This is a genomic window from Actinomadura sp. NPDC048021 (assembly GCF_040653135.1).
In the GTDB taxonomy this organism is placed as follows: Bacteria; Actinomycetota; Actinomycetes; order Streptosporangiales; family Streptosporangiaceae; genus Spirillospora; species Spirillospora verrucosospora.
The window spans coordinates 394,173-420,205 of the sequence record NZ_JBEZJQ010000003.1 but is presented as its reverse complement, the minus strand read 5'-3'; the positions used below and the strand labels follow the sequence as shown (position 1 = coordinate 420,205).

The 26,033-nt window shown below is 71.5% G+C and carries 19 protein-coding genes and 1 tRNA gene; 10 read left to right on the top strand and 10 right to left on the bottom strand.

Going from position 1 to position 26,033, the window contains the following annotated elements; translation table 11 throughout:
* Window positions 1–54: 54 nt before the first annotated feature.
* Both AB0C87_RS07795 and AB0C87_RS07790 read right to left on the bottom strand, forming a co-directional pair.
* Window positions 55–765, bottom strand: coding sequence for a hypothetical protein (locus AB0C87_RS07795; protein ID WP_360576858.1), 711 nt, complete (start codon window positions 763–765; stop codon window positions 55–57).
* A gap of 79 nt (window positions 766–844) precedes the next feature.
* Window positions 845–2,164, bottom strand: a complete 1,320-nt coding sequence (locus tag AB0C87_RS07790) for a M20/M25/M40 family metallo-hydrolase (protein ID WP_360576857.1) — start codon at window positions 2,162–2,164, stop codon at window positions 845–847.
* Window positions 2,165–2,276: 112 nt separating this feature from the next.
* Here AB0C87_RS07790 and AB0C87_RS07785 point away from each other — a divergent pair.
* Window positions 2,277–2,362 (top strand) — tRNA-Leu (locus tag AB0C87_RS07785).
* Between the two features lie 101 nt (window positions 2,363–2,463).
* Here AB0C87_RS07785 and AB0C87_RS07780 read toward each other — a convergent pair.
* On the bottom strand, window positions 2,464–4,857 hold the full coding sequence (locus AB0C87_RS07780) for a cellulase family glycosylhydrolase (RefSeq protein ID WP_360576856.1): 2,394 nt from the start codon (window positions 4,855–4,857) through the stop codon (window positions 2,464–2,466).
* A 463-nt stretch (window positions 4,858–5,320) separates the two neighbouring features.
* Between AB0C87_RS07780 and AB0C87_RS07775 the strand changes: the two genes are divergently transcribed.
* Complete coding sequence (locus AB0C87_RS07775; RefSeq protein WP_360576900.1) at window positions 5,321–6,439, top strand: RDD family protein; 1,119 nt, start codon at window positions 5,321–5,323, stop codon at window positions 6,437–6,439.
* A complete protein-coding gene (locus AB0C87_RS07770; protein WP_360576899.1) occupies window positions 6,430–7,389 on the top strand; it encodes an AraC family transcriptional regulator in 960 nt (319 codons plus the stop codon). Before AB0C87_RS07775 ends, AB0C87_RS07770 begins: the two co-directional genes overlap by 10 nt.
* A 381-nt stretch (window positions 7,390–7,770) precedes the next feature.
* Here the strand turns inward: AB0C87_RS07770 and AB0C87_RS07765 are convergent, their stop codons facing one another.
* A complete protein-coding gene (locus AB0C87_RS07765; protein ID WP_360576855.1) occupies window positions 7,771–8,877 on the bottom strand; it encodes a hypothetical protein in 1,107 nt (368 codons plus the stop codon).
* A gap of 3 nt (window positions 8,878–8,880) precedes the next feature.
* Window positions 8,881–10,224, bottom strand: a complete 1,344-nt coding sequence (locus AB0C87_RS07760) for a cytochrome P450 (protein WP_360576854.1) — start codon at window positions 10,222–10,224, stop codon at window positions 8,881–8,883.
* Window positions 10,225–10,542: 318 nt separating this feature from the next.
* On the opposite strand from AB0C87_RS07760, the gene zwf reads away from it, so the two are divergent.
* The 6 genes from zwf (at window position 10,543) to AB0C87_RS07730 (ending at window position 17,140) form a co-directional block, all read left to right on the top strand.
* Window positions 10,543–11,913 carry a glucose-6-phosphate dehydrogenase gene (zwf, locus tag AB0C87_RS07755; protein WP_360576853.1) on the top strand — a complete coding sequence of 457 codons (1,371 nt, stop codon included), beginning with the start codon at window positions 10,543–10,545 and terminating at the stop codon, window positions 11,911–11,913.
* 107 nt (window positions 11,914–12,020) lie between these two features.
* On the top strand, window positions 12,021–13,124 hold the full coding sequence (locus AB0C87_RS07750) for a TnsA endonuclease N-terminal domain-containing protein (RefSeq protein WP_360576852.1): 1,104 nt from the start codon (window positions 12,021–12,023) through the stop codon (window positions 13,122–13,124).
* 142 nt (window positions 13,125–13,266) lie between these two features.
* A complete protein-coding gene (locus AB0C87_RS07745) occupies window positions 13,267–14,478 on the top strand; it encodes a histidine kinase (protein WP_360576851.1) in 1,212 nt (403 codons plus the stop codon).
* On the top strand, window positions 14,475–15,128 hold the full coding sequence (locus AB0C87_RS07740) for a response regulator transcription factor (RefSeq protein WP_345179664.1): 654 nt from the start codon (window positions 14,475–14,477) through the stop codon (window positions 15,126–15,128). The genes AB0C87_RS07745 and AB0C87_RS07740 overlap by 4 nt, the downstream gene beginning before the upstream one ends.
* Window positions 15,129–15,283: 155 nt before the next feature.
* Window positions 15,284–15,913 (top strand): hypothetical protein, encoded by a 630-nt coding sequence (locus AB0C87_RS07735; RefSeq protein WP_360576850.1) that lies wholly within the window; start codon window positions 15,284–15,286, stop codon window positions 15,911–15,913.
* 42 nt (window positions 15,914–15,955) lie between these two features.
* On the top strand, window positions 15,956–17,140 hold the full coding sequence (locus tag AB0C87_RS07730) for a serine hydrolase domain-containing protein (protein ID WP_360576849.1): 1,185 nt from the start codon (window positions 15,956–15,958) through the stop codon (window positions 17,138–17,140).
* A 54-nt stretch (window positions 17,141–17,194) separates the two neighbouring features.
* Here AB0C87_RS07730 and AB0C87_RS07725 read toward each other — a convergent pair whose 3' ends face one another.
* On the bottom strand, window positions 17,195–20,011 hold the full coding sequence (locus AB0C87_RS07725) for a sugar-binding domain-containing protein (protein WP_360576848.1): 2,817 nt from the start codon (window positions 20,009–20,011) through the stop codon (window positions 17,195–17,197).
* Window positions 20,012–20,178: 167 nt separating this feature from the next.
* Window positions 20,179–21,108: an RNA polymerase sigma-70 factor gene (locus tag AB0C87_RS07720; RefSeq protein ID WP_360576847.1), complete on the bottom strand. Its 930-nt coding sequence runs from the start codon at window positions 21,106–21,108 to the stop codon at window positions 20,179–20,181.
* Window positions 21,109–21,313: 205 nt separating this feature from the next.
* Here AB0C87_RS07720 and AB0C87_RS07715 point away from each other — a divergent pair, with 205 nt between their 5' ends.
* Entirely contained in the window at window positions 21,314–22,903 is a 1,590-nt protein-coding gene (locus tag AB0C87_RS07715) for an MFS transporter (RefSeq protein ID WP_360576846.1), read from the top strand.
* A 25-nt stretch (window positions 22,904–22,928) separates the two neighbouring features.
* On the opposite strand, the gene AB0C87_RS07710 is transcribed toward AB0C87_RS07715, so the two are convergent.
* From AB0C87_RS07710 to AB0C87_RS07700, 3 genes are all read right to left on the bottom strand, one after another.
* Complete coding sequence (locus AB0C87_RS07710; RefSeq protein ID WP_360576845.1) at window positions 22,929–24,290, bottom strand: M20/M25/M40 family metallo-hydrolase; 1,362 nt, start codon at window positions 24,288–24,290, stop codon at window positions 22,929–22,931.
* A 319-nt stretch (window positions 24,291–24,609) separates the two neighbouring features.
* The gene (locus AB0C87_RS07705; RefSeq protein WP_360576844.1) at window positions 24,610–25,272 is read right to left on the bottom strand and encodes a hypothetical protein; all 663 of its coding nucleotides are present in this window, start codon (window positions 25,270–25,272) and stop codon (window positions 24,610–24,612) included.
* A gap of 11 nt (window positions 25,273–25,283) precedes the next feature.
* Window positions 25,284–25,973, bottom strand: a complete 690-nt coding sequence (locus AB0C87_RS07700) for a hypothetical protein (RefSeq protein WP_353831708.1) — start codon at window positions 25,971–25,973, stop codon at window positions 25,284–25,286.
* Between the last annotated feature and the right edge of the window lie 60 nt (window positions 25,974–26,033).

Below are 26,033 nucleotides of genomic sequence, written 5' to 3'. Positions count from 1 at the left end.
CGGATCGGCGCGCCCGAGCCGCACGGGCACGCGTCCGGAGACTGGAGTCGGGAACTAGTCGGGCGCGAAGGAGGGCTCGTCCGCAGCGGTGCGGACGGCCGGTGGCACGGCGCCGAAGACGGGGCGCAGCGATGCCCGACGAGGCGCGGGGACAGGAGTCCCGGCAGAGGGGAACCCCGCGGCGACGCTGGACGCGATGAAGCCGCCGGTCGCCGAATGGGTGCCCGGCTTCTCGGGCGCCGGGCTCGGTGCGGGGTGGTGCCGGACGACGACGTGGCGGGCGGCATGGCCGACGCCGGGTCGCGTCCGGGAAAGGCTGGAAACAGCGGGCGCGGACGCCTCGTGGTGCGTCTCGGGCGCGGCGGCGACCTCGGTCACGACCGGCCTGGGCTTGCGCTTGACGGACGGCTCGACCCGAACTTCAGGCGGGGGCGGCGGCGCGTCGTGCGCGGTCTTCTCTTCACGCGGTTGCGGTGCCACGACGCCCACGACCTCGACCGGGGCGGCGACGCCGGGCGCCTCCCGCACGGGCCGGCGGTCGCGGACGGTCTGGACCGCGTCGCCCAGCAGGGGCGTCTTCTCGACGACCCCCGTCACGGGCGCGGTCGGCGGCTCGTCGGCGTGCGCGACCTGCGCCGCGCACCCGAGGAGCCAGCCGGCGATCAGCAGCCCGCCGAGGACCAGCAGGCGCCGCACGGAACGCCCGACGGCGGCACGGCGCAGCAGGGCGGATACCGCCCCGACCCGCACCGCGCCACCTGCCACCGGACACCCTCCGCTGCGACCGATCCGCCCTCAACGAATGGTGACGATAGCACCACGGAAAGCTCTGGTGATGGCAAATTCAGGAGCGATCAAGGAATTTGTCGAGAACCCTCACGCCGAAGCGCAGACCGTCCACGGGAACGCGCTCGTCGACCCCATGGAACATTCCGGAAAAGTCCAACTCTGGGGGCAATTTCAGCGGCGCGAAACCGAAGCACCGCATGCCCAGAGTGGAGAACGCCTTGGCGTCCGTCCCGCCGCTCAGGCAGTACGGCACGGGCAGCGCACCCGCGTCCTCCGAGGTAAGCGCCGCCTCCATCGCCGCGACGAGCGCACCCTCGTAGTCCGTCTCGACCGCGCGGTCATGATGGACGAAATCCCGCTTGACGTCCGACCCGAGAAGTTCGTCCACTACGGCGAAGAATTCCGTCTCGTGCCCGGGAAGGAATCGTCCGTCCACCTGAGCGGTGGCGGTCTGCGGGATCACATTCGACTTGTAACCGGCATCCAGCCGCGTCGGATTGAGCGTGTTCCGCAACGTCGCGCCGATCATTCGCGCGAGCGGCCCGATCTCCTTAAGGCATTTTTCCGGATTTTCCGGATCGAACTCGACGCCGTACGCCATGCAGGCCCGCTCCAGGAACGCCCGCACCGACTTCGTCAGCCGCACCGGGAACTCGTGCGCTCCCAGCCGCGCGACCGCGGCCGCCAGCGCCGTGACCGCGTTGTCCGGATGCACCATCGACCCGTGGCCGGCCGTCCCGGAGGCGGTCAGGTTCATCCACGCGATGCCCTTCTCCGCCGTCTCGATGAGGTACATCCGCCGGTCCCCGGGCACCGTCAGGCTGAACCCGCCGACCTCACCCACGGCCTCGGTGCACCCCTCGAACAGCTCGGGATGCTCTCGCACCAGCCAGTGCGCGCCCCACTTCCCCCCGGCCTCCTCGTCGGCCAGGAAGGCGAGCACCACGTCCCGCGGGGGCTTTCGCCCCTCCCGTAGGCGCTGCCGCACCACCGCGAGCATCATCGCGTCCATGTCCTTCATGTCGACGGCACCGCGCCCCCAGACGCACCCGTCGGCGATCTCCCCGCCGAACGGGTCGCGCGTCCAGTCCTCCCGGCGCGCCGGCACCACGTCGAGATGCCCGTGCAGGAGCAGGGCGTCGCGCCCCGGGTCCTCGCCCTCGATCCGCGCGACCAGGCTGGCGCGCCCCGGATGCGACTCGAAGATCCGGGTCTCCAGCCCGACCTCCTCCAGTTTCTCCGCGACGTACTCCGCCGCCGCCCGTTCCCCCGGGCCCGAGTGATCGCCCGGGTTGCTGGTGTCGATCCGGATCAGCTCCTGGCAGAGCTGAACGACCTCGTCCTCGGCGGTCGGCTGCCGCACCACAATGATCACCTCGCGTCGCTGGCGTACCGTCCCATGGTGCCCCGTCGATCGACTTCGCCGCGACTCGCCACCTTTGGTATGGTGAACTCCGCCGCCGCAGCCCCGCTGCGGCCTGCGACCGGTCCGGGTGGCGGAATAGGCAGACGCGCTAGCTTGAGGTGCTAGTGCCCTTTACGGGGCATGGGGGTTCAAGTCCCCCCTCGGACACTTCACGACAAAGTGGGGCAGATGCTCATCTGTCCCAGTTTGCGTTTCTGGGGTTCTTCCGGGGAGGGACGTCGGCGTCCAAGTAGTGGACGGGCCGCCGGTCAGCTGATCGTCAGCCGGTACGAGCCGCGGGCGCAGCCGGTGACGCGCCAGCCGCCCTCGGCCTTTCTCGCTTCGATCCTCTCGATGCCGGTGACCGCGGGAGCGGGACGGTCTTCTCCCGGCACCCAGATGTCCAGTTCACAGCCGCCGCCCGTTGTCTTTCCGGTGAGCGCGAGTTCCTGCGGCCCGGCGGCCTTTCCGCCCGGCCGCCCGCCGGGAAGGGACCGCAGCGAGGTGAGGACGCCCGGGGCCGCGCGCGGGTAGGCGCGCGAGATCTCCTGTTCGGCCACCGCGTCGCGGCGCAGGAAGCGTCCCGTCGCGCAGTCGAGGTTGTTGAGCCCGTTCCCGATCGGCTCGACGCCGTTCTGCGGATCGCCGCACGCCTGTTTCCACACCCAGAAGGCTCCGCCGATCCTGTTGTCGTCCTCTTGGCGGGCGTAGCGGCGAAGCCTGCCGGCCACCGAGCCGGCATCGCCCCAGAAGCCCCACTCGCCGCTCCAGACCGGCATGTCGCCGGCGGCCCGCCGCGCGAGGGCGAAGCCGTGCTCGACGGAGGTCATGACGGGCAGCCCGAGCGAAGCGTCCATGGTGATCGACTCGGCGTACAGATGGGGCGCGAAGACGACGTCGGGATCGGACCGGAAGGAGCCGCGCGGGATCGCGTCGAACCCGGTGCCGGACCAGAAGATGCTCGGCTCGGCGAACAGCAGATGGTGACGGGCCTCGGCGGAGCGGATCGCCCGCAGGACACGGTCGTAGAAACGGCCGAGCAGCAGCGTCGATGTCAGCGGCGCCTGCTCACCGAAGCCCGGTTCGTTGAGCGGGTCGAACCCGGCCACCGCGGGGTCGTCGCCGAAGCGGGCGGCGAGCATGCTCCACACCTTCACCAGGCGGCCCTGGACACCGTCGCGGTCATAGTAGAAGTTCGTGAACGCGCGGTTCCCCGCGGGCGAGATGTCGCGTCCGGTGAACTGGCAGCGCGGCGCGCCGTCGGCCTTGGTCGCCCACGCGGGCGCGCCGTCGTAGCCGTCCATCCGGGACGTGCCGAAGGGGCACGAGGTTCCGGCCGGGGTGGGCTCGTTGCTCCAGCCGTCCTGGTGCATGTCGATCACCGTGTACAGCCCGTGCCGCTTCGCCCAGGCCACGGCCTGGGCGATCTGCCGCAGGTAGCCCTCGTCGTACCGGCCGGGGCGCGGTTCGATACGTGACCATGACACCCCCAGCCGCACCACGTTCAGGCCGAGCGCCGCCATCTGCGCGAAATCGTCCTCGTCGAGTGGCAGTGTCGCCGGCACTCCCGGGCGCGGCGAATAGAAGTCCACCAACTGGTTGACGTTCACTCCGCGCAGGAGGACCTGCCGGCCTTCACTGTCGACGATGCGAGGCCGCTTCCCCCGGACGGCCCGCAACGGTGACAGCCCCGTCTCCGGCGCGGCGGCGGGTCTGCGGGCGACGGGCGCGGGCTCCGGCCCGGCGAGGGCCACGGCTCCGGCCATCGCAGCCACCGCGACCGCGAAGCTCAGGGCCGTCGCGGCGGAGGCGCCACCAGCCGCCCGCCTGAACGCGCGGCCGGTGGCGGGCAAGGCCAGCAGTGCGGGCAACCAGCCGAAGGCGACGCCGAGGGACGCGCCCTCGCCGAGCCTGGTCCACAGAGCCGCGGGCGTCTGCAGGGGAGCGCCCGGCCCGTCCAGCACCAGGAGTCCGGCGGTTTGGACGGCGCCGAGGACGATGCCCGCCCAGAGCGCGGCCAGCCATCCGCCGATGAAGGCCCCCGAGGGCGTGCGGGATCGGCGTGCGAAGGTTCGCTGGGTGCGGGCGAGCGCCAGGAAGAGCGTCACCAGCCCGGCGAGGAGCCCGGCCGCCCCACCCTGCGGGGACGCCGACGGCAGTCCGTCCGGCAGGTCCCGCGACCAGTGCGACGCCACCCACATCCCGGTCACCGCCACCACCGAGACGCTGATGGCCGCGACCGGCCAGTGCGCCCGGCGGGTGGGCTCGCCGTCCTCACGCTCTCCCGTACGCGCAAGGAGGGTGACCGCCGCCGGGACCAGTGCGTACAGGGCCGCTTTCGGCACGGTGAAACTCGTCGACCACAGCAGGTCGGCGACGTCCAGCTCAGGTGCCGTCGCCGCGACCGACATGGCGGCCTTCGCGACCACGGCGGTCAGCACGAACCCCGCCCAGACCGTCGCGAAGCGCGCCCGCCGTCCCAGATGCCCGAAGGCGGCCACGACCCACGCCGTGCCCGTCAGCAGCAACGGAACGTAGACCACCAGGGGGACGATCTGCCAGCGCGCCGCCGGTACCACCCCTCCGGGCATTCCCAGCAACGCGAAGTACCCGACCGGATCGATCAGAGCCCCCGCCGCGACCAGTACCAGAACGGCACCCACGGCCGTTGACACGAGACGTCGCGAACCCAATGTGGCCTCCAGGCGCCGAGAAGCGCCAAAATACATGAGATTTCCTCATGTTTGCTAGCCTTTCCGGAACCGACGAGTCGCCGGTCGGTCAAGGCGGCGCCGGATGGACCCGCTCGCCCTTGGCGAAGGCGGCCTTCTCGCCGGGCGCCACCCGGTTGACGGCGACGTGCACGCCCGCAGCGGATCCGGGGTGCTCACCGGCCAGTCGCCGCCCGCGGACAGGCCGGCTTCCGCGCGGGCAGCGCGGCATAGGAGTCCTTGGCCACCGCCCGCAGGAACGGCGTCATCATTTTTCGCAACTTCACGGTCGACTCGGCCGCGCGGGTGGAGTTGGGGTGTGCTTGCATGTACGCCCGTGACGACGCCCCTGTATGTCCCGGCAGGGACGCCCCCAGAGCGGGTACCGGGCGATGACGGCCGCGTCGTGCGGGTGTTGGCGAGCACTCGGCAGCGGGTCGCGGCCCGCGTGCTCGACCTGCTGGCCGCCTTCTTCGTGGTCATTGCGGCTGTGTCGCCGGTCTACGCGGTCGCCTTGCTGTCCGATGGCTCCTCCACCTCGTTCCTCTGGGCGACCGCCCCAGTCGTGGTCCTCGGCATGGCCGGCCCGCTGCTGCTGCGCGTCGGGGGGATCGTGCGGTGGGGCTGCACCCTGGGCCAACGAGTCGCCGGGATCCGGGTGGTGCGCGAGGAGGACGGAACACGGCCCCCGAACTGGCGGCGGTCCTTCCGGCGGTATGCCCTCCCGAGGAACTCCGCGTCCCTACCGCTGATCAGCGATCCCTGGGTGTGCGGGAAAGACGAGCGGCTGAGACAGTGCCTGCACGACCGGCGCGCCGGGACGGTGGTCGTCCGGGCCCAGGCTCCCCCGGCGCCCGCGGAGACCGGCGGGCTGGCGACCCTTGGGTCTCCAAGCCCAACCGGGCTTCCCGACCATGTGCGCCGCTGGGAGGCGCGCGAACGTAAGCAGCGCATCGCGCTCGGCTCCACGTTAGGTGTTCTCGGGGCGACCGTTCTGTCCGCACCGTTCGCCGTCGTGCTCATGACCGCCGGGCCATTCGCCATCGGCGGCCCGGCGTTCGAGGTCGACACCTTCTACGACGACGCCACCGGGTTCGAGAACCGCTTCGAGGGGCGGTCCGAGACCTACGAGCGCACGGCCGCCAAGGTCCTGGACGATGAGCAGGGCTGTCTGGCGGGAGCGACCAGTGGGCAAGCCCGCGCCGTCCTGCGCCGGACCCGGTGCGAGGGACGGATCGAGATCGCGTTCAGAACCACGGACGGCGTCCTGGTCAGCAGCCACGTTCTCAAGTTCCCCGACCGGGCCTCCGCCGCCGGCGCCCGGCCTCGTCTGCGGCACACCGACCTGCGCTTCGTTCCGGACGGCGACGTCGACCCGCCGGGAGGCGCCCGCATCGGCGATGTCGGAACCCAGGACCGCTACGTGGTCGTCACGACCGCCGTCTCCCCACGCCAGCCGGAGGCGACGGCGAAGGCGAAGAACGCCTTCCTCCTGATCCACGTCCCCACCCTCAACGTCATCCTCTGGCTCTAACAGAAGGGCGCGCCGAGCGGGAGTCCGGCGGGCCATGGGCTGTCCGGGCGTGTCGGCCTGCCGGTGACCGCGGGGGCGCACGGCGGTGGCGCCTCTCAAGATCCCCTGCGTGCTACGGGACTGCGGGGGGGGATCTTGAGCGGAAAGGAGGGTATGGCGGACCAGGGACCGCAGGACCCCTCGTACGGATCGAGTGTCCCGCGCTGGTCGACGGCCGCGCGCCGGTCGCAGTCGGACCCGGCGACGTGATCTTCACACCGCGCGGAGACGGCTACGGCATGGCCGACGACCCGGCCACACCGTTGGTCGAGGCCGCGCACCCGCCGCGGCGGCCAGCCGAAGACGGCGATGTGGTGACGCTGTGCGGCGGCTACCGGCTCGACCCGGACCGCACCCACCCGCTGCTGCGCGACATTCCCGCGGTGCTCCACCTGCCCGCGCTGGTCGGACGGCACGACGACCTGCGCACGACACTCGACGCTCTCGGCCGGGAACTCGGGTCGTCCCGTCCCGGCGGCGCGGCACTCGTCCCGCTCCTGCTCGACATGCTGCTGCTGCACGTGCTGCGCGCCTGGTTCGAGGACCGGCCGCGCGATCCCGGTGGCGCGGGCTGGGCCGCGGCACTGGCCGACCCGCCGATCAGCTCGGCGCTGCACGCCATCCACCAGGATCCCGCGCACGCCTGGACCGTCCAGTCGCTCGCGGATCAGGTGGGGCTGTCGCGGGCGGCGTTCGCCCGCCGGTTCACCGCCGCGACCCGCCAGCCGCCGCTGGCCTACCTGACCTGGTGGCGGCTGACCGCCGCGGCCAGCATCCTCCGCGAGACCGACGCCCCGCTGGAGCAGATCGCCGCCCAGGTGGGCTATTCGTCGCAGTTCGCTCTCGCCAACGCGTTCAAGCGGCAGTACGGCGTCCCACCCGGACGGTTCCGCCGCACGGCACGGACGTGACGCACCCCCCGCCTCGGCGCGGACCGGCCGAGGACATCGTCGCCATCGGGCGCCAGGTCGATCATCACACGACGTCGGGAAGGACTGCCCCGCGATGGTGGAGGGCGGATCAGCGTCCAGCGTGTCATCCCAGTCCGCAGCGACCTTGCCGCGACAGGAGCCGAGCCCCAGAGCGTGCCCCATCCCGCAGCACGCCCGTAGGGTCGGGGCCCGTATACGGTTACGCCGCGTACTAGCCGGGATGTTGCTACGACGGGTAGGCGGGTAGCTGTCCCACCGGGACGCGGTTTCAGCCCAGGCGCGTAGAGATTCGCCTCGTCATCCCGCCGCCGGGGAAGGCCCGCTCCTCGTCCCGCCGCGCTCACCCCAGCGCGGCGACGCCTAGGGAAGCTCCTCCCACCACCAGGCGATCGAGGGAATCTTCGGAGGCTGGTCCGTTCCGGGCGGTGGCGTGTCCGACCAAGTGCAGGTGGTCCTGACGGCTCCGGGGTGCGCCCCGTCGGGATTGCTGTAACGCGGCGTCGCCAGGCCCCATTCGATGTTGCCGCGCATGAGATAGCCCAGGTTGGCGACATAGGGCCGGAGCCGTTCACTGGCGTGCGGCTCGACGTTGTCGCGGACGTCGACGAAACGGCGGGCGATGCGGTTGCACAGGTCCACCGCCTTGGCGATGGCCTCCTGGATCGTGCAGTGCTCGTGCGCTACGAAGACATTGACCAGGTTCAGCCCGCTCGGATTCCCGCCTCCATGGCGTTGTGCGAACCACAGGTCCTTGCCGAGCGAGTACAGATCGTCGCTGAAGGCGGCGTAGGTCGCCGTCATTTCCTGCAGTGCTGAGACTTCGCGGGAGAACATCTCGTCCTCCGGGATGGGCGCGCCGAGCGCGATCTCGGCCCATACCAGCGTCGGATCGGCGGCGGCGAACACCGGGCGCATGGCGGTGTAGTCGTTGAGAGTCGGCACGGTGCCTCTGAGCCGGCAGTTGATCTCCCACGCGACCCCGAGCAGCCACGCGCGGTGCGCGTCCAGCTGGCGGCCGATCTGGGCTGGGGTGGCGTATCGCCGGAGGCGGTGCGCCAGGTCCTGGACGGGAGCGCGGAACGGGTCGTCGTCGGCCATCATCTCGCAGCCCGGATCCGCCAGCGTCCGCACGACGCGCGACGCGATGTCGACGAATCCCTGTGAGGCCCCGGTCACCTGCGCCTCGTCCAGAACATCGTCGAAGACGAACATGAGGTAACTCCAGTCGATGGCCATCTGGAGCCGTTCGGGCGCGGCGTCCGGGCAGATCCGGGCGAAGAACTCGGCGGCGTTGCTCTCCTGGACACGCCGCCACAGGCGCTCGTTCTCGTGGAATCCGTGGGCGGCCATCCAGTCGTTTCCGCGCTGTTCCAGCTCGGCGAGCATCGGGTGTGTCCGGGTGCGCAGCGGACAGTAGAGCGAAGGTATTTCAACGGTCAGGGCAGGATCGCTCATGAGGAAGATCACTCACTAGGGACGCGGATCGAGGACCATTCGCAGGTCGCGGGGGTACACGGTCGCGAGTGCGAGTGGACGCACGCGGCTCCCCGGGGCAGGGGTCAGCGACCAGTGGGCGGCGATGGTGGTGACGGTCACCGTCATCTCGGTCCAGGCGAAAGCATCGCCCAGGCACACGCGGCGACCCGCCCCGAACGGCAGAAAACACTCCCGGGGCACGGGAGCGGACGATGACAGCCAGCGGCCGGGCACGAACCGATGAGGCTCGGGGAAGAGGTCGGGGTCCAGCTGCTGCGTGTGGGGGCTGAAGACGATCTCCGCTCCCCGGGGAATCCGCACGCCTCCGAGGTCGATCGGCGATCGCGCTCTGCGCATCACGATCCAGATGGGATGGTGGAGCCGGAGCGTCTCGGTGATGAGGGCCCGCACGAAGGTCATCTCACCGACGTCCTCGAACCCGATCTGCCGGTCTCCCAGAACGGTACGAATCTCCGCGTGGAGCCGTGCCTCCAGCTCCGGATGCCGTCCGAGTTCGTAGAACAGCCAGGACAGGGTCAGCGCGGTGCTCTCGGTGCCCCCCACGAGCAACGCGATGACCTCGTCGTGGATCTCTTCGTCGCTCATGCCCTCACCCGTGCGCTCGTCCTTGGCCGCGAGCAGCATGGAGAGAATGTCGCCGTGGTCGCGACCGTCGGCCCGATACCTCGCGATCGTCTCCTGGATCGCCTGGCGCAGTCCCCGCGTCGCCTCGTCGAACCGGCGGTTGGCCGGCACGGGAAGCCGTTCGACCAGCGGCGTCGGCGCGATGGTGCGCCAGCCGATCCCCGCGACGATGCGCGGGAAGTTCTGCTGGAACTCCGCGACGACCTCGCGGGCATGGTCGGTGGCGAACAGCGTGGCGGCGATGATCTTCAACGTCAGGTCGAAGAGCTCCCGCTGGACGTCGAGCACCTGCCGCGGCCGCCATTCCCCGGCCCGCCGCGCGGTCTCCTCGCTCATGACGCGGGTGTAACCGGCGATGCGGTCGCGGTGGAAGGCGGGCTGGAGCAGCCGCCGCTGACGCATGTGGAAGGCGCCGTTCGAGGTGAAGACGCCGTTGCCGATCAGAGGCCGGACCTTGTCGAAGAGCTTCCCCTTCTCCACGTTGCCCGCCTCGGCCACGAGAAGGTGATGGACGAGCGACGACGAGGTCACCACGTACACGGGAAGGCGGCCGATGAAGACGCGGACCACGTCGCCGTACGGTCGTAGTGACTCCATGAAGGCCAGCGGGTCACGCATCAGGGACAGGCTGTGGCCGATGACCGGCAGTCTTCCGGGTGGGCTGGGTATCCGGGTCGGCGGTGGCGATGGCATGCGCACGGCGGCTCCGTACAGTTGCGCAGCGTCAATTCGAGGCTGGACCGCTCCAAATACGAACGGACAAGTAGCTCAGCGGTCAGCCCGGCTAGTGCCGACGATCTGGCGACACGGCACGGACAGGTGGTGACTGATCGGAGCCATCGGAGGTTATTCGCACGACAAAGACTCGCAACAACGCACTCACACAATATTTATGAAAGTCGCTTGTGTCAACGACAATCAACTCGCCGAGTGACAGGCACCCGCGCCCCCGGGCCTTGTTCACCGCATGGCCGGGACGGCAAGCTGTGAGCCGACGAGAGGGGGCTGGCGATGGAGCGGGCCGACGCGTTGGTGCTGTTTGGGATCACCGGGAACCTGGCGTACAAGATGCTGCTGCCGGCGTTGTACCGGCTGACGGCGGACGGGGTGCTGGACCAGCCGGTCGTGGGGGTCGCCAAGACCGACCTCGACCTGGCCGGGCTGCGAAGTCGGGCCCGTGAGGCCTGCGAGGCCAAGTACGACAAGGTGGACGACGCGGCGTTCAACAAGTTCGCAGGGAACCTGCGACTCGTCGCGGGCGACTACACCGACGGCGCCACCTTCGATGCGATCCGTCGCGAGGTCGGCGACGCGGGATTCCTCACTCACTACCTGGCGGTTCCTCCTTCGCTGTTCGCGACGGTCGCGGGGGGCCTGGCCAAGGTGGGCCTGAACAGGAACGCCCGAATGGTCGTCGAGAAGCCGTTCGGCAAGGACCTGGAGTCGGCGCGGGCGTTGAACGCCGAGTTGCTGGAGTTCTTCGACGAGGACCATCTGAGGCGCGTCGACCACTTCCTCGGCAAGGAGCCGATCGAGGACCTGCTGATGTTCCGGTTCGAGAACATGCTCCTGGAGCCGATCTGGAACCGTCACTACGTGGACAACGTGCAGATCACCATGGCCGAGGACTTCGACGTCGCCGACCGCGGCTCGTTCTACGACGCCAACGGCACGATCCGCGATGTCGTTCAGAACCACCTTCTGCAGATCCTGGCGCTCCTGGCCATGGACCCGCCGCCGTCGACCGACGCACGCGCCTTCATCGACGAGAAGTGGCGGGTGCTTCGCGCCGTCGAGACCGTCGCGCCCGGCGATGTCGTCCGCGGCCAGTACGACGGCTACCTCACCACCGAGGGCGTCCGCGAGGGTTCGACCACCGAGACCTACGCGGCACTGCGCCTGCGCATCAACAACTGGCGCTGGGCCGACGTCCCGTTCTACATCCGTTCCGGCAAGGCACTGGGCACCACCGACCTGGAAGTGGTCGCGCAACTCCGCACCCCGCCCACCACCTACTTCGACGGCGCCCCAGAGCCCAATCTGATCCGCTTCCGCATCCAGCCCGACGCGGGGGTCACGTTCGACCTGCTCGCCAAGGTCCCCGGACGCGACAGCACACGGAAAGTCCCGCTCAGCGTGGACTTCACCAAGGTCCTGGGCCCGATGGAGGCGGCCTACCAGCGGATCCTCACCGACGCCGTGACCGGCGACCCCCGCCGGTTCGTCCGCTTCGACCTGGCTGAAGAGTCCTGGCGCATCATCCAGCCCGTCCTCGACCTCCCCACCCAGCCCCTCCCCTACGCCAAAGGCTCCTGGGGGCCGGACGAAGCCGCCGCCCTCGTTCCCGGCGGCTGGCACGAGATCTCCACCACCTTCGACTGAGGCGCACGGACCTGGAGGTGGGTGCTTCGCGACGGTGGGGAGTGACACGCGCCGGTTCTGAGGACGCCGCTGCCGAATCCGATCTCGCCGCAGAGCTGGGTGGCCTCGTGGCCGAGGCCCTGTCCGGGCTTCCCGACCGACGGCTGGGCGAGATCATGGCAGCGAGGTTGGGGCTGCGAGGAGACGCCCGCACTCTCCAGGCGATCGGAGATCACCTCGGGGTCTCACGCGAACGCGTGCGCCAGCTCCAGAACAAGGCGGCCGGCAGGCTGGTCCGTCGGGCTCGGCAGCCGGGCACTCCGGGGGCCTCCCTCGCCACGTTGCTCGAGCGGCATGGCGGCGACGGCTCAGACGAGGAGTTCGCCGACCGAATCTACGAGCTGGCCGCTACGACGTTCACCGTAAGTCAGCGGACCAGCCTGCCGCTGCTGCTGGCTGCTGCCGGGTTCTACCGAGCCGACGCCACACGGATCGCAGCCCTCGCTCTTCAACGGGCCAGTGCCCGTAGCGCGTCTGCCAAGGCCGATCAGAGAGCAGAAGGCGGCCGTGCGGAGCGGTGGGTCGCAAGGTGGCTTGCGCACACGCACTGGCCTGCGGATCCAGGTTCCCCGCCCTCCCGTGACAGCCTGCGCGCGTCCCGGGGGATCGAGATGGACGAGCTGGCCGGCCTCTATCCGTCCACCAAGCTCGGCCGCAAGGTGGCCTTCGAATCGGGGTTGGAGCGGAACGTCATCGACGCCCTTGAGCACTGCGAGAGAATCGCCTACTTCCAGGAACAGCCCTGCGTCGTCGACTACCACTACGGAACGAGAGCGCGGCGGTACCACCCCGACCTTCTGATCGTCACCGACGACGGGCGGACAGTGCTCATCGAGGTCAAGCCTCTGTGGGAGATCGCTCTGAGCATCAACCGCGCCAAGGCGCGGGCTGCACGATCGATGGCACACCGCAACGGCTGGGGGTGGCTGTCGGTCGCGGGTCTCCGAACGGAACGTGACCTGATCGACCGGACGATCCCGCCCAGCGGGCACCACGCCCTTTCCACGGCGCTCGCTGCAAACGGCAGCCTGTCGTGGGCACAGGTGCAGGCACTGCGTGAACGCAGCGAGCTCAGACTTGTGGACGTCTCCGCCTACGCGCTCCAACACGACGTCCACTTGCAGCTCATGCCCTACCGGCTGGGCACACCGCCGCTACCTGCCCCGCGCTGATCTCGTCTTCGAGCCTTGGTTCTCGGCCGTAGTCCTTCGACGGAGTCACAGGTGCCGGGCGGCGATGTCGCGGCGTCGGAGGTTGTGAAGATCCGTCGTGCGAGCGAGGTGGACGTGTCGTGCGGCGGCCGATACTGGGGGGATGTCAGATCGGTTGCGCGGTTTCGGTTTCCCCAGGTGGCTGCGGCGGCGGCCTGGGGAGGGCGGCCGCCTGGTGGACGTGCTGGTCGCCGCGGCGGTCGCCGTCCCGGTCTTCGTGCCGTTCGCCACGGCGCCGGAGGTCACGCCGCTCGGAGTGGTGTTCAACCTCGGCACGGTCGTCCCGCTCGTGTGGCGGCGCCGGGCGCCGTTCGCGATCGCGCTGGTGGTCGCGTGCTTCGCCATGGGGGTGTCGCTGCACCACCGGCCGGGCCTGATGCTGCAGTACGGCGCGCTGGTGGCGATCTACACCCTTGCCGACCTGGGGCGGCATCGCTGGCAGAGGTGGGGTTTCATCGGCGTGATCGTGGCGTCCATCCCGCCCGGTGCGCTGCTCGTGAAGAACAACGACGCGGGCGAGTTCATGTTCACGCTGCTGCTCCCCATGACGGCGTTCCTGCTCGGCACGCTGGCGCGGACCGCGCGGGAGCGGTCGAACGCGCTGGTGGAACGCTCCGCGCAGCTCGAACGCGAACGCGAGGCGCTCGAACGCGAGCGCCAGGCCGAGGCGGCGCGGGCGGCGGCGGAGGAACGGGCCCGCATCGCCCGCGACATGCACGACGTGCTCGCGCACGCCGTCAGCCTCATGGTCGTTCAGGCGGAGGCCGGTCCGGTGGTCGTCCACACCGATCCCGGCCAGGCCGAACGGGTCTTCGACGCGATCGCCGACGCGGGCCGGGACGCGATGACCCAGCTGCGGCGCACGCTGGGCGTGCTGAAGGAGGAGCAGGACCACGGCGTACGCGCGCCTCAGCCGACCATCGGCGCGCTGCCCGGCCTGGTCGAGCACGTCAACCGCACCCAGGTCCGCGTGCGGCTCACGGTCGAGGGCGTGCGCCGCGGCCTGGCCGCCGACGCCGACCTGGCGGCGTACCGCATCGTGCAGGAGGCGCTGACCAACACGGTGAAGCACGCCGGCGCGCGGACGGCCGAGGTCCTGCTCCGCTGGACCGACCACGAACTGGAGATCACGGTGACCGACGACGGGCGGGGCCGGGCCGGGGCCGATCCGGGCTGGCGGCGGGGCGGCGACGGCCTCATCGGCATCGGTGAACGCGCCGCCGCCTGCGGCGGCACGGCCGAGGCCGGTCCCCTGCCGGGCGGCGGGTTCCGGGTCTCGGCGACGCTGCCCTGCGCCGCGGCGGTGGCCGCGTGATCCGGGTGGTGCTCGCCGACGACCAGGAGCTCGTCCGCACCGGCTTCGCGATGATCCTGGACGCGCAGCCCGACATCGAGGTGGTGGGCGAGGCGGAGGACGGCGCCGCCGCGGTCGCCGCCGTGGGCGAGCACGACCCCGACGTCGCGCTGCTCGACATCCGCATGCCGGGCATGGACGGCATCGAGGCCGCGAAGGCCGTGTGCGCCGGGACCCGGACCCGCGTGATCATGCTCACCACGTTCGACCAGGACGACTACGTCTACGACGCGCTCTACGCCGGGGCGAGCGGGTTCCTGCTCAAGGACGTGCGCCGCGACGACCTCGTGCACGCGGTGCGGGTGGTGGCGGCCGGGGAGTCGCTGCTCGCGCCCACCGTCACCCGCCGCCTGATCTCCGACATCACGCGCAACCGGCCGCGCGCCGGCGCGGCGGTCTCCGACCGCCTGTCGGTCCTGACCGAGCGGGAGCGCGAGACCCTGCGCCTGCTGGGCCGCGGCCTGTCGAACGCGGAGATCGCCGCGGCCATGGTCGTCAGCGAGCACACCGTGAAGACCCACGTGAGCAACGTCCTGGCCAAGCTCGGCATCCGCGACCGCACCCAGGCCGTCATCGCCGCGTACGAGACCCGGCTGATCGAGCCCTCCTGAAGGTGCGGCTCCCTCGCGCGGGGGAGCCGCACCCCGGTTCTCCCCCGCATCACCGAGGCCCGAAGACCCCTCGCGACGGCGATCCCCCGGACCACCGCCCTCCCTGAAGATCGAGAACGCAGGGACGCAAGCCTCGACCTCCGGGAGAACCGCTCATGACCAGGATCGCCTTCCATCTCGCCCCCGCCCTCATGCTCGCCTACGGCGCCGTCCGGCTGATCGACGGCCGCGACGGGCGGCACGGGCCCGGCCCCGCCTGGACGGTGGGCCACCTGCTCTTCCTGGGGTCGCTGCTCCTGTACGGGGCGGTGATCGCGGGCCTGTGGCGGCGGATGCCGGTCGCGGAGGGCGGCAGGGCGCGCCGGGTCACCGCCGGCGCCCTCACCGCGATGGCCGCCGTCGGGCTGGTCACCTTCGTCCGAGTCGCGATCATCGACATCGTCGTCGGCCTGCGGGCGGCGGACTCCGCCGAGAAGAGCGCGCTCTCCGACCGGTACGCGGACGTTCCGGCCGTGCTCCCCCAGGCGTTCTACGAGATCGGGCCGGTGCTCTTCATGCTGGGCCTGACCGCGCTGCTCGTCCAGCACGCGGTCGTCGGCCCCCGGCGCGCGTCGGTCGCCGCGAGCCCCGTCCTCGTCGTCCTCGCCTTCGTGGTCATCACGGCCGACCTGGACCTTCTGCCGGCGGGTGCGGCCCTGATCTGGCTCGCCCTCCTCCCGCACACCCGGGAGCAGAGCCAGTCCATTCCGGCGCACCGCGCGGCCAAGTCCTCCGCGGCGGCCTAGCCGGACGCGACCACCCGTCACCACCGAACTCAGGGAGCGAACATGATCAAGCAGAGGCGCGCGCTGCGCGGCGCAATCGCCCTGGCCGTGGCGGCCGGTGTCGCGGTGAGCGCGCTGACCGGCACCGGCACGTCGCGGGCCGACGGCGCCGCGGGAGTCGGCGGCGCCGCCGACCAGGCGGAGCTGCGCCGGCTTCTGAACCGGCTGACCACGGTCGACGGCGGCCCCGGAGCGCTCCTCCACCTGCGGGAGCAGCGCGGCAGCACGGTGCTGACCAGCGGTGTGGCGGACGTGAACAGCCAGGCGCCGGTCCCCCGCGACAGCGGTTTCCGGATCGGGAGCATGACCAAGCCGTTCGTGGCCACGGTCGTGCTCCAGCTGGTGGGAGAGCACCGCGTCTCGCTCGACGCGCCGGTGGACCGGTACCTGCCCGGTGTCCTCCGCGGATACGGCGGACCCGGGCGGAAGATCACCGTCCGCCGGCTGCTGCAGCACACCAGCGGCGTACCGGACTACCTCGCCTCCCTGGACCCGCAGGAGATCCTCAAGGATCCGCTCGCCCACCACGACACCCGCGACCTGGTGGACCTCGCGCTCGCCCGTCCGCCGGTCTTCGCGCCGGGCACCGGCTGGAGCTACTCCAACACCGACTACCTGCTGGCCGGCATGCTCATCGAGAAGGTGACCGGCCACACCTGGGGCGAGGAGGTCCAGGAGCGCATCGTCGCCCCGCTGGGCCTGCGCGGGACGTCCGTGCCGGGGGACGCCTCGGCGATCCCCGGCCCGCACCCGCGCGGGTACGTGCGGCCGGGCCGCGACGCGCCGCTCGTCGATCTCACCGCGTTCAATCCCTCGGTCGCGGGCGCGGCCGGCGGGATGATCTCCAGTGGCGGCGACGTGGACCGGTTCCTGGGCGCGCTCGTCGGCGGCGAGCTGCTGCGCCCGGCCCAGCTGCGGGAGATGATGAGGACGCGGCCGACCGGCGCCCCGGACGGCCGGGCCTACGGCCTCGGCCTGGAGAGCAGGCCCCTGCCCTGCGGCGGCCTGTACTGGGGGCACGGCGGCGACGTCTTCGGGTACGAGACCGCGAGCGGCGCCACGGTCGGCGGCAGCCAGGCGACGGTCATGGTGAACCTCGACCCGGGCGGCTCGGACGCGCAGAGCGACGACATGAAGAGAGCCGTCCAGACGGCGCTCTGCCAGGGCCGGTCCATGACCTCCCGGTAGCGCACGCGCGAAGGCCGGACGGGGCGGGGCCCCGTCCGGCCTTCGTTCTGCCGGTCAGCCGGCGTGGCGGGTCTGAGTGGGGACGTTGAAGCCGTTGACGCGGACGTCGGGCTTGGCGGACGTGGCGGCGTAGCGGGCGGTGATGGTCTGCTCCTCGCCGGGCCAGAGCGTGACGTCGTTGTCGCTCCAGCGGATCGGCAGCACCTGCTTGCCGCCCGCGAACAGGTCGGCCCGGGTGAACAGGGCGGGAGTGCCGCCGTGGCCGACGTTGCGGACGGTCACGCTCGTCACCATCTCGCGGCCCTCGCGGTGGGTGGCGGCCTCGACCTTGATGTCGGCGGACCCGAGCGAACGCAGGCCGGTCAGGTCGGCGTAGCCGTCCTTCTGGAAGACCGCGAACCCGTTGGACGGGGTGTACTGGCCGGGCGCGTGCGTCTTCGGCCAGTCGACCTTGTCGGCCTTCGTCGACAGCCAGTACACGTTGCGGCTGACGACCTCGGAGCCGCGGGTGAGGGTGAGCTTCTCGAAGTAGGTCGTGGAGATCCCGGCCGGGACCTTCGGGCGCAGCACCGTCCGGACGTCCTGGCTGCCCAGCGCCCCGACGGGCGCGGTGGCGGTGGCGCGGACCTTGCCGTCGAGGTCGATGATCTGGGCGGTGGCGCGCAGGCCGTCCTGCCGGGCGCCGGTCAGGTTGGCGACCTTGACGGAGCCGTCGTCGTAGGAGTACATGACGTGAAGGGGCTCGTTGGCCTTCTTCGCGCCGAAGTAGACGCCCGGCTGGTCGAAGTCGGTGCCGTACATGCTCCACTGGAGCGACGGCCACGCCTTGTTCAGCATCCAGTAGATGATCCCGGTGCTCGGGTTCGCCTTGTCGGTGGAGTTGCCGACGTACGACTCGAACTGCGCGCGGGTGACCTCGTACTGACCGAGCTGGACGGTCTTCTGGTAGGAGGCGGCGTCCTTCCAGGGGCCGTACCGGTGCCACAGCGGGGTGTTGTAGACGCCCATCCGGGACAGGCGCGTGTAGTCGGAGTAGAAGAACGTGTGGTACATGTCCTGGCCGGCGGTCTGGCCCTGCGCGGTCGCCGGGTCCCAGATCTTCTTCTGCTCGTCCGGGGGGAGGAAGCGGTTCAGCGAGTCCTGCGTCGGGATGGTGTTCCCGGTGCTGACCTCCGTGTCGAATCCCCAGGCGCTGCCGGTCATGCTGAGCGTCGGGTCGTCGGTGTTGACGGTCTCCCGCCTGTTGTTCCACAGGGCGTTGGGCGGGAAGTAGTTGTAGCCGCCCTCCTTGGTTCCGGCGGGGCCGAGCTTGGGCGACGCCTTGTACTCCGCCGCGGCGACCTGCGGGAGCCGGAAGTCGGCCCGCTCGAACGCCTTCAGGTAGAGGGCCTCCTTCTCCGGGTCGGGCGCGTCGTCGCTGCCCTGGAAGAAGGTGAAGACGCTCGGGTGGTCGCGGAGCCGCTCCGCCATCGTGCCCGCCTGGTTGGACGCGTTGGCCTTGACGTCGTCCGACCAGGTCGACGACTTGCCCTCCCAGAGGGCGCAGCACTGCCAGCCCGGCATCGCGAGGACGCCGGCCTTGTCAAGCTGGGCGAACATGTCGTCGGGCGGGAAGTTGCCCTCGAACCGGACCGCGTTCAGGCCCATGTTCCGGATGTAGGAGATCTGGTCGGAGACGTTGGACGGGGAGTAGCGCAGGAAGAGGTCCGGCGACCATCCGGCGCCGCGGATGACCAGCGGCTTGCCGTTGACGATGAACTGCCGGTAGCCGTCCTTGCCGTGGGTCTTGCCGGGGACGGGCTTGGTGAGCCGGGACGTCACCGTCCGGATGCCGAAGTCCTCGGCGGCGGCGCCGGACACCGTTCCGCCCACGGACGCGTTCAGCGCGAGGTGGTACATCGGCTGGGCGCCCATCTGGTACGGCCACCACACGGCCGGGCGCACCAGGTGCAGGCCGGGGCAGTCCGCCTTGCCGATCGCGACGGTGCGGGTCGCGTGCGCGGGCACCGTGACCGTGGTCTTGCAGGCGATGCGGGCGGAGCCGCGCGTCACCGCGCCGGACACGACCACCCGCTGAGCCGACCCGGTGTTGTTGCGCACGTCGGCCTTGACGGTCAGGTCGGCGGTGGACAGGTCGCGGGCGTTGTCCTGCAGGACGTGCAGGTTGCGGACCGAGACCGGGCCCTCCTGGACGATCTGCGGCGCGTACTGGAGCCCCGTGTTCTGGTCGGGCGCCATCGGGTTCCAGTCGACCTGGTTCTGGGTCAGGTACCGCATGGGCGTGTCGAACTTGGTGATGTCGGCGTCGTTGCGGGAGACGTCGAGCGCGATGGCGTTCGCCCCGTCCCGGACGTAGGGCGTGATGTCGTACTCCAGCCGGGCGTAGGAGCCCTGCAGCTGCGCGCCGCCGGCGATCTTCTTGCCGTTGATCCAGAGGTCGGCCTTTCCGGAGACGCCGTTCATCACCAGGAAGGTGCGGCCGCCCTTCCGGGGGTGGACGGTGAGCTGGTCGCGGTACCACCAGTTCACGTCGAACTGCTTGGTCGGGACCTTCGCCATGGTGTCGTCGTGGAAGATGTTCGGGTACCGGCCGTTCTCCAGCAGGCCCGCCATCAGCGTCTGGGGCCGGGACAGCGGCAGCCACCCCTTGGCCGCATAGTCCGGCATGGAGATCTCGGCGCCGGTGTCGTCCGTGTCGGCGGACGATCGGATCGCCCAGCCGGAGGTCAGCTCCGTGGTCCCGGAGGACCGGATCCTCTGGGCGGCGGGCCGGTGCCCGGCGAAGGCGTGGGCCGGCATCGCCGGGGCGAGCGTCCCGGCGAGGGCGAGCGCGGCGCACAGCGCCGTGGTTCGAGTCCTGGACCCGCTCATGTGTCCATCTCCCCTTCGTGCGGCCGGAGCCGGGCGCTTCCCGGGGGCCGATGACACCCATGCTCGGGCCGGAGGCGGCCCTCGGGCCGTAGGGGCAGGACGCCAATGGGGGTAGTGCTAGGCCCACTCCGCGATCTCCGGGACGGTGGGCCGTGGACGTTCCGGCCTCAGCGGCTCAGGGCGGTCTCGTGGTCCACGTGCGACAGTTTCTCCGGGTTGCGCACGTGGTACGCGCCGGTGACGCAGCCGCCCTCGACCCGCACCGCCAACACGCCGTCGACCTCGCCGTCGACTCGGACGAGCAGCCCCGGGCCGCCGTTGACCTGCACCAGCTCGACCGACCTCTCGGCGTCGCGCTTCCACCAGCCCGCGGTCAGCAGGCGGGCCACGTTCTCCGCGCCCGAGACGGGCCGCGGCAGGGCGTGCCTCACTCCGCCGCCGTCGCTCAGGGCGACGACGTCCGGTGCGAGGATGTCGAGCAGGTTCTGCAGGTCGCCGGTCTCGACCGCTCGCTGGAAGGCCAGGAGCGCCGCTCGGGTCTCGGCCGGGGAGGCGACGCCGCGCGGCCGGCGCGCGGCCACGTGCGCCCGCGCCCGGTAGGCGAGCTGGCGGACCGCGGCGGGGCTCTTGCCGACGGCGTCGGCGATCTCGTCGTAGCCGAGGCCGAACACCTCGCGCAGCACGAACACCGCCCGCTCGGTCGGCGCGAGGGTCTCCAGCACCAGCAGCATCGCCATCGAGACGCTCTCGGCGAGTTCGACGTCCTCGGCCACGTCGGGCGTGGTCAGCAGCGGCTCGGGCAGCCACGGACCGACGTAGGACTCCTTGCGCCGGCCGAGCGCGCGCAGGCGGTCCAGCGCCTGCCGGGTGACGATCCGCACCAGGTAGGCGCGCTGCTCCCGCACGATGGCCGTGTCGACGTCCACCCAGCGGAGCCAGGTCTCCTGCAGGACGTCCTCGGCGTCGGCGGCCGAGCCGAGCATCTCGTAGGCGACGGTGAACAGCAGGTTGCGGTGGGCGACGAACACCTCGGTGGCGGAGTCCACCGAGGTCGCGGGCTCGGCTGTCTCCGCGGTCCGTTCCGTGCGCTCGCTCATCCCCGGCTCCCGCCTGTGCGTTCCCACCCTTGCCTCGTGCACTGGACGTCGCAGCCCGCCGTTTTGTAACACCCGCGCTCGGGTGGCCTACGTCACATCGCCGCGGCTGTTACAGGGGCCGGTGCGGCGGCGTCTCGTGTTCGTCAGGACGCCGCACGGCGAACGGTCCGGGCGGCTCGCGATACGAGTGGAAGGCATCCGCCACATGGCCGAGACGGCCTCACCCGAGAACATCCCCACCCGATCCGGCACGACGACGGAGGCTCCACCCGGTTCGAGCTCCCGCCGCTGGTGGGGGCTGGTGGTCATCGCCCTCGCCCAGCTGATCGTGGTGCTGGACATGACCATCGTCAACATCGCCCTGCCGTCCGCCCAGCGCGACCTCGGCATGACCGACGGCAACCGGCAGTGGGCCATCACCGCCTACACCCTCGCCTTCGGGGGCCTGCTCCTGCTCGGCGGGCGCCTCGGCGACCTGTTCGGACGCAGGCGCGCCTTCATCACCGGCCTGCTCGGCTTCGCCGCGGCCTCCGCGCTCGGCGGGGCCGCCACCGGCCCCGGCATGCTGTTCGCCGCCCGCGCCCTGCAGGGCGTCTTCGCCGCGCTGCTGGCCCCGGCCGCGCTGTCCCTGCTGACCACGACCTTCACCGACCCGCGCGAACGCGGCAGGGCGTTCGGCGTGTTCGGCGCCATCGCCGGCGCGGGCAGCGCGATCGGCATGCTGCTCGGCGGCCTCTTGACCGAGTACCTGGACTGGCGCTGGTGCCTGTACGTCAACGCCCCGGTGGCGGCCGTCGCAGTGCTCGGCGCGGTCGTGCTGCTCGACGACCCCGGCCGCAAGGCCGGTGCGCAGCTGGACGTCCTCGGCGCCGCGCTGGGCTCCGCCGGCGTGCTGTCCATCGTCTACGGCTTCAGCGAGGCCGAGTCCCGGGACTGGGACGACCCCCGGGTGCTCGCCCTGCTCATCGGCGGCGTGCTGGTCCTCGGGCTGTTCTCCCTGTGGCAGACCCGCGCCCGGACGCCGCTGCTGCCCCTGCACATCGTCAGGGACCGGCAGCGGGCGGGCGCCTACCTGACGATGGCCCTGGTCACCGTCGCCATGTTCGGCGTCTTCCTCTTCCTGACCTTCTACCTGCAGGGCATCAAGGGGTGGTCGCCGCTGAAGACCGGCACGGCCTACCTGCCGATGACCGTGTGCATGGTCATCGGCTCCACGCAGATCTCGGTGCGGCTGCTGCCCCGGGTGCCGGTCCGGGCGCTGATCATCCCCGGCCTGGTGCTGGCCGCCTGCGGGCTGGCCGTCCTGGCCTCCATGGACGTCCACGCCACGTACCCCGGCCGCGTCCTGCCCGGCATCTGCATGATGGGCCTCGGCATGGGCGTCACCTTCATGGCGGCCATGTCCACGGCCACCGGCCGCGTCGCCCCGCACGAGCAGGGGGCGGCCTCGGCGACCCTCAACACCATGCAGCAGGTGGGCGGATCGGTCGGCACCGCGCTCCTCAACACGATCGCGGCGAGCGCGACCGCGGACTGGCTGACCGGCCACGAGGTCGACCTCGCCCAGCGGACGCCGCAGGTGAGGGCCGCGCTGGCCGAGGCGACCGTGCACGGCTACTCCGTGGCGACCTGGACCTCCGCGGGAATCATCCTGCTGGCCGCACTGGTCGCGGGCGTCTTCGTCAACGCCAAGGCGCCGGGACGGCAGGCCGGACCGGCCTCCGCCCCGGCGGCCGCCGACCGGGAGGGCGGGGCCGCCGGGACGCCGGCCCGCGTGGGATCGCCCGCAGGCTGAACCCGGGGGCCTTCGCGGGCGCGGGCTACTTGCGGCGGGCGACGTCGTAGAGGGCGCAGCCGATCAGTTCGAGGGACACCTGCAACCGCTCCAGGCTGACGTTCTGGGCGATCGTGTCCTCGGGGGTGTGGTAGACGGGCTCCAGCTGGCTGGGCGCCTCACCGCCGCGCCAGCTGAAGTTGCCCGCCGGTATGCCGCGCTCGTAGAAGGCCTCGTGGTCGCTGGAGCCCCGGGCGGTGGGGCCCTTGGTCTGGTCGGAGTAGCCGAGGCGGGCCGCGGCGGCGTTCACCGCGGCCGTGGTGGTGTTGTCCGCGCCGTCCACGGACAGCAGCCAGTACGTGCCCGCCGGGGGATGGCTGGTGGCGACCATGTCGTTCTGGAAGCAGCCGGTGATCTGCCCGACGCCCTCCGCGTCGAGTTGCTTCACGTAGTGCCGCGCTCCGACCAGGCCGGACTCCTCCGAGCCCCACAGGCAGACGCGGACCGCCTGCTGGGTCGGCAGCCGCTTCAGCACGCGGGCCAGTTCCAGGCACAGCACGGTTCCGCTGCCGTCGTCGTTGGCGCCGGGCGAGCCCGGGACGGTGTCGTAGTGGGCGCTGACGATGACGGCCTTGCCGGTGGGGTTGGGCAGCGTCGCCTTCCGCTCGGCCAGGACGTTGTACGAGGTCAGCCCCGAATGGTGGGTGATCTCGAAGGAGAGGCGCCGGGCGCCCGCGCGGATCCGCTCGCCGTGGTACTCGGCCAGGCCCAGCACCGGGATCGCGACCGTCTCCTTCAGCGTCGGGACGAAGGCGCCGGCCTTGCGCTCCGGGTAGGTGACCGAGCGCGCGTTGACGATGAGGGCCGCCGCGGCGCCCGCGCCCGCGGCGGCCTTGGCCTGCTCGGTCTCCATGCCGGGGATCCGGTCGAACAGCACCAGGCCGCCGCGCACGTCACCGGTGACCTCGGTGACCCGGCCCACGTCCACCACCGTGCCGTCCACGGAGGCGACGGCGCCCTGCGGGGAGGCGCTGCACTGCCAGACCCGCTCGCCCTTGGATCGGATCTCGGCCAGGTACTTGTCGGCAACCGGGAAGGGCTGGAGTTCGACCCTGTAGCCGAGATCGCGCAGGCATCCGGCGATGTAGCGGGCGGCCCGGTGCTCCGACGGCGTCCCGGCGATGCGCCAGCCGATCTCGTCGCTGAGCACTTTCAGGTGCCGCAGCGCCCGGCGGGCGTCGACGCGGGCGACCACGGCCCTGTCGCCGGCGGTGAGGGAGGGCGGCCGGAGGGCACCGGGGCGCTGCCGGGTCGCGGCGGCGGCGGTGCCGGGGAGCAGGCCGACGGTCGCGAAACCGGTGAGGGCGGCGGCCCCGGCCAGCAGATCGCGGCGTTTGACCTCGGACATGGCGTCTCCTCGGGAGATCGGCGGCCGGCGTCGCCGGCCCGGATCCCGAGTCGGCGGCGGACGGCGGGACAACGGACTTCCCCCGGTGGGAGTGAACATACAAAAAGGCCATAAAACCGACAAGACTCTTACCGTCCGCAGACCAGATCGTGATCAGGTTCGGGAGGCGCCCCAGGCCAATGGACCACCGGTTTCCGCTGGACAACCCGGCTTGCCCGGTAGGCCAATAGGGAAACCGGCCGGATTGAATGGCATTCCGACGTTCCAGCGGAAAACGGCTGGGTCCTGGGGCGGTTCCGGTTTCGGATGAACGCGGGGTTCAGGGCCTGGGGGCCAGGCCCGAGTAGACCGACGCGACGTACTCCGGGGCCTTGGCGCCGCGGCGGGGCCGGAAGTCGAACGCCGACCCGTCGGTGAAGTCGATCCGGATGAACCATTCCGGCTGCGGGGTGCGGCCGAGGGGCACCGCCCGCAATCCGCGGACCGCCGCGAACGGGATCTCCCAGCAGGTCGTCAGGGGCGCGGTGGAATCGCCCGAGTCATCGCCCCGAGCACCGCGGACGCGACCGCGCAGCCCGCCCGGCCGACCGGAGGGGCGCGCGAACCGCGACTCCACGGACACCGCGAGCCGCCGGTCCGTGAGCAGCAGCCACGCCTCGTCGGCGTAGCCGGTCATGTGGCCGGCGACGGCGGCCGCCGCCGCGTCCGGTCCGGGCGCGTGCGCCCACCCCCAGATCACCGGGTCGTCGGCCCATTCGTCGTACCAGAACCGGCCCGTCCGGACCGGATCGGTCGGCAGGGGCCAGGACGGGTCCGGGACGGACGAGCCGTCCGCGACGGCGGACGGGGCCGGGGCCGTGCTCAGCCCTCCCACCGTCGCGCCGATGTGCCCGGCCGCGTGGTCGCCCATGACCAGCCTCTCGCCGGGCGCGCACCAGTGCGCGCGGGCGATCTCGTACAGCCTCTGCTCGTTGCGCGGCATGTGATCGCCCGTCAGGAACGTTGCGTGGCGAGGTGGAGGAGCCGGCCCGCCGCCTCGTCGTCCGGTGCGGTGACGTCGAAGCCGGAACCGTCGTGGAGCCCGATCCGCAGGACCGGGACCTTGCGGGGACGGAACCCGGAGGGCAGCTTGCGCCGGTCCAGGCCGAGGTGCGCGATGTGCGCCGCCGGGATCTCGGCGAGGCCCGCGACGCGTGACAGCGGCACCGGTTCGCCCGGTGGGTAGGGATGGTCGCGAGCGAGCGAGCGCCCGAGCTCCGCCGCCCCGGCGGCGATCCTGCGGGCCCGCGACAGCACCCCCGCCTGCGGCTCGCGCCGTGCCTCGGACTCGGCGGCCTCGCCAGGCATCATCGCGACGACGCCGATCCGGTACGGGGTGAGGACGAGGTAGCGGGTCTCCGCGGAGTCGGGGAGCGTCACCCGCGCGGCCATGCCCCCGCCGGGGCCGAAGACCACCAGCGCCGGCGGAGTGAGGCTGTCCTCGCGGAACGCCGAGTCCACACCGGCTCCGACGGCGTTCAGCACGGCGCGTCCGGCGCCGCCCGGGATGCCCCGCCAGTCGTGGCCGTCCACGTCGAAGCGCAGGGCGGCGCCATGGCAGTACAGGCACAGCAGAACGGGCTCGTCCGGCCGGCACCAGTGCCGCCGCACCGCCAGCGTCCCGCTGAGCTCGCGTCCGCTCATCTCGGCGCCCTCCCCCGACCGTGATGGCGAGATCCTAGTGGAATCACCGCAATTCAGCCG

What these genes read in the sequence shown, in the direction of transcription:
- AB0C87_RS07760 (WP_360576854.1), bottom strand. Translation starts at nt 10,224, where the DNA reads ATGCCATCGCCACCGCCGACCCGGATACCCAGCCCACCCGGAAGACTG.
- zwf (WP_360576853.1), top strand. Translation starts at nt 10,543, where the DNA reads ATGGAGCGGGCCGACGCGTTGGTGCTGTTTGGGATCACCGGGAACCTG.
- AB0C87_RS07745 (WP_360576851.1), top strand. Translation starts at nt 13,267, where the DNA reads ATGTCAGATCGGTTGCGCGGTTTCGGTTTCCCCAGGTGGCTGCGGCGG.
- AB0C87_RS07735 (WP_360576850.1), top strand. Translation starts at nt 15,284, where the DNA reads ATGACCAGGATCGCCTTCCATCTCGCCCCCGCCCTCATGCTCGCCTAC.
- AB0C87_RS07730 (WP_360576849.1), top strand. Translation starts at nt 15,956, where the DNA reads ATGATCAAGCAGAGGCGCGCGCTGCGCGGCGCAATCGCCCTGGCCGTG.
- AB0C87_RS07725 (WP_360576848.1), bottom strand. Translation starts at nt 20,011, where the DNA reads ATGAGCGGGTCCAGGACTCGAACCACGGCGCTGTGCGCCGCGCTCGCC.
- AB0C87_RS07720 (WP_360576847.1), bottom strand. Translation starts at nt 21,108, where the DNA reads ATGAGCGAGCGCACGGAACGGACCGCGGAGACAGCCGAGCCCGCGACC.
- AB0C87_RS07715 (WP_360576846.1), top strand. Translation starts at nt 21,314, where the DNA reads ATGGCCGAGACGGCCTCACCCGAGAACATCCCCACCCGATCCGGCACG.
- AB0C87_RS07710 (WP_360576845.1), bottom strand. Translation starts at nt 24,290, where the DNA reads ATGTCCGAGGTCAAACGCCGCGATCTGCTGGCCGGGGCCGCCGCCCTC.
- AB0C87_RS07705 (WP_360576844.1), bottom strand. Translation starts at nt 25,272, where the DNA reads ATGCCGCGCAACGAGCAGAGGCTGTACGAGATCGCCCGCGCGCACTGG.
- AB0C87_RS07700 (WP_353831708.1), bottom strand. Translation starts at nt 25,973, where the DNA reads ATGAGCGGACGCGAGCTCAGCGGGACGCTGGCGGTGCGGCGGCACTGG.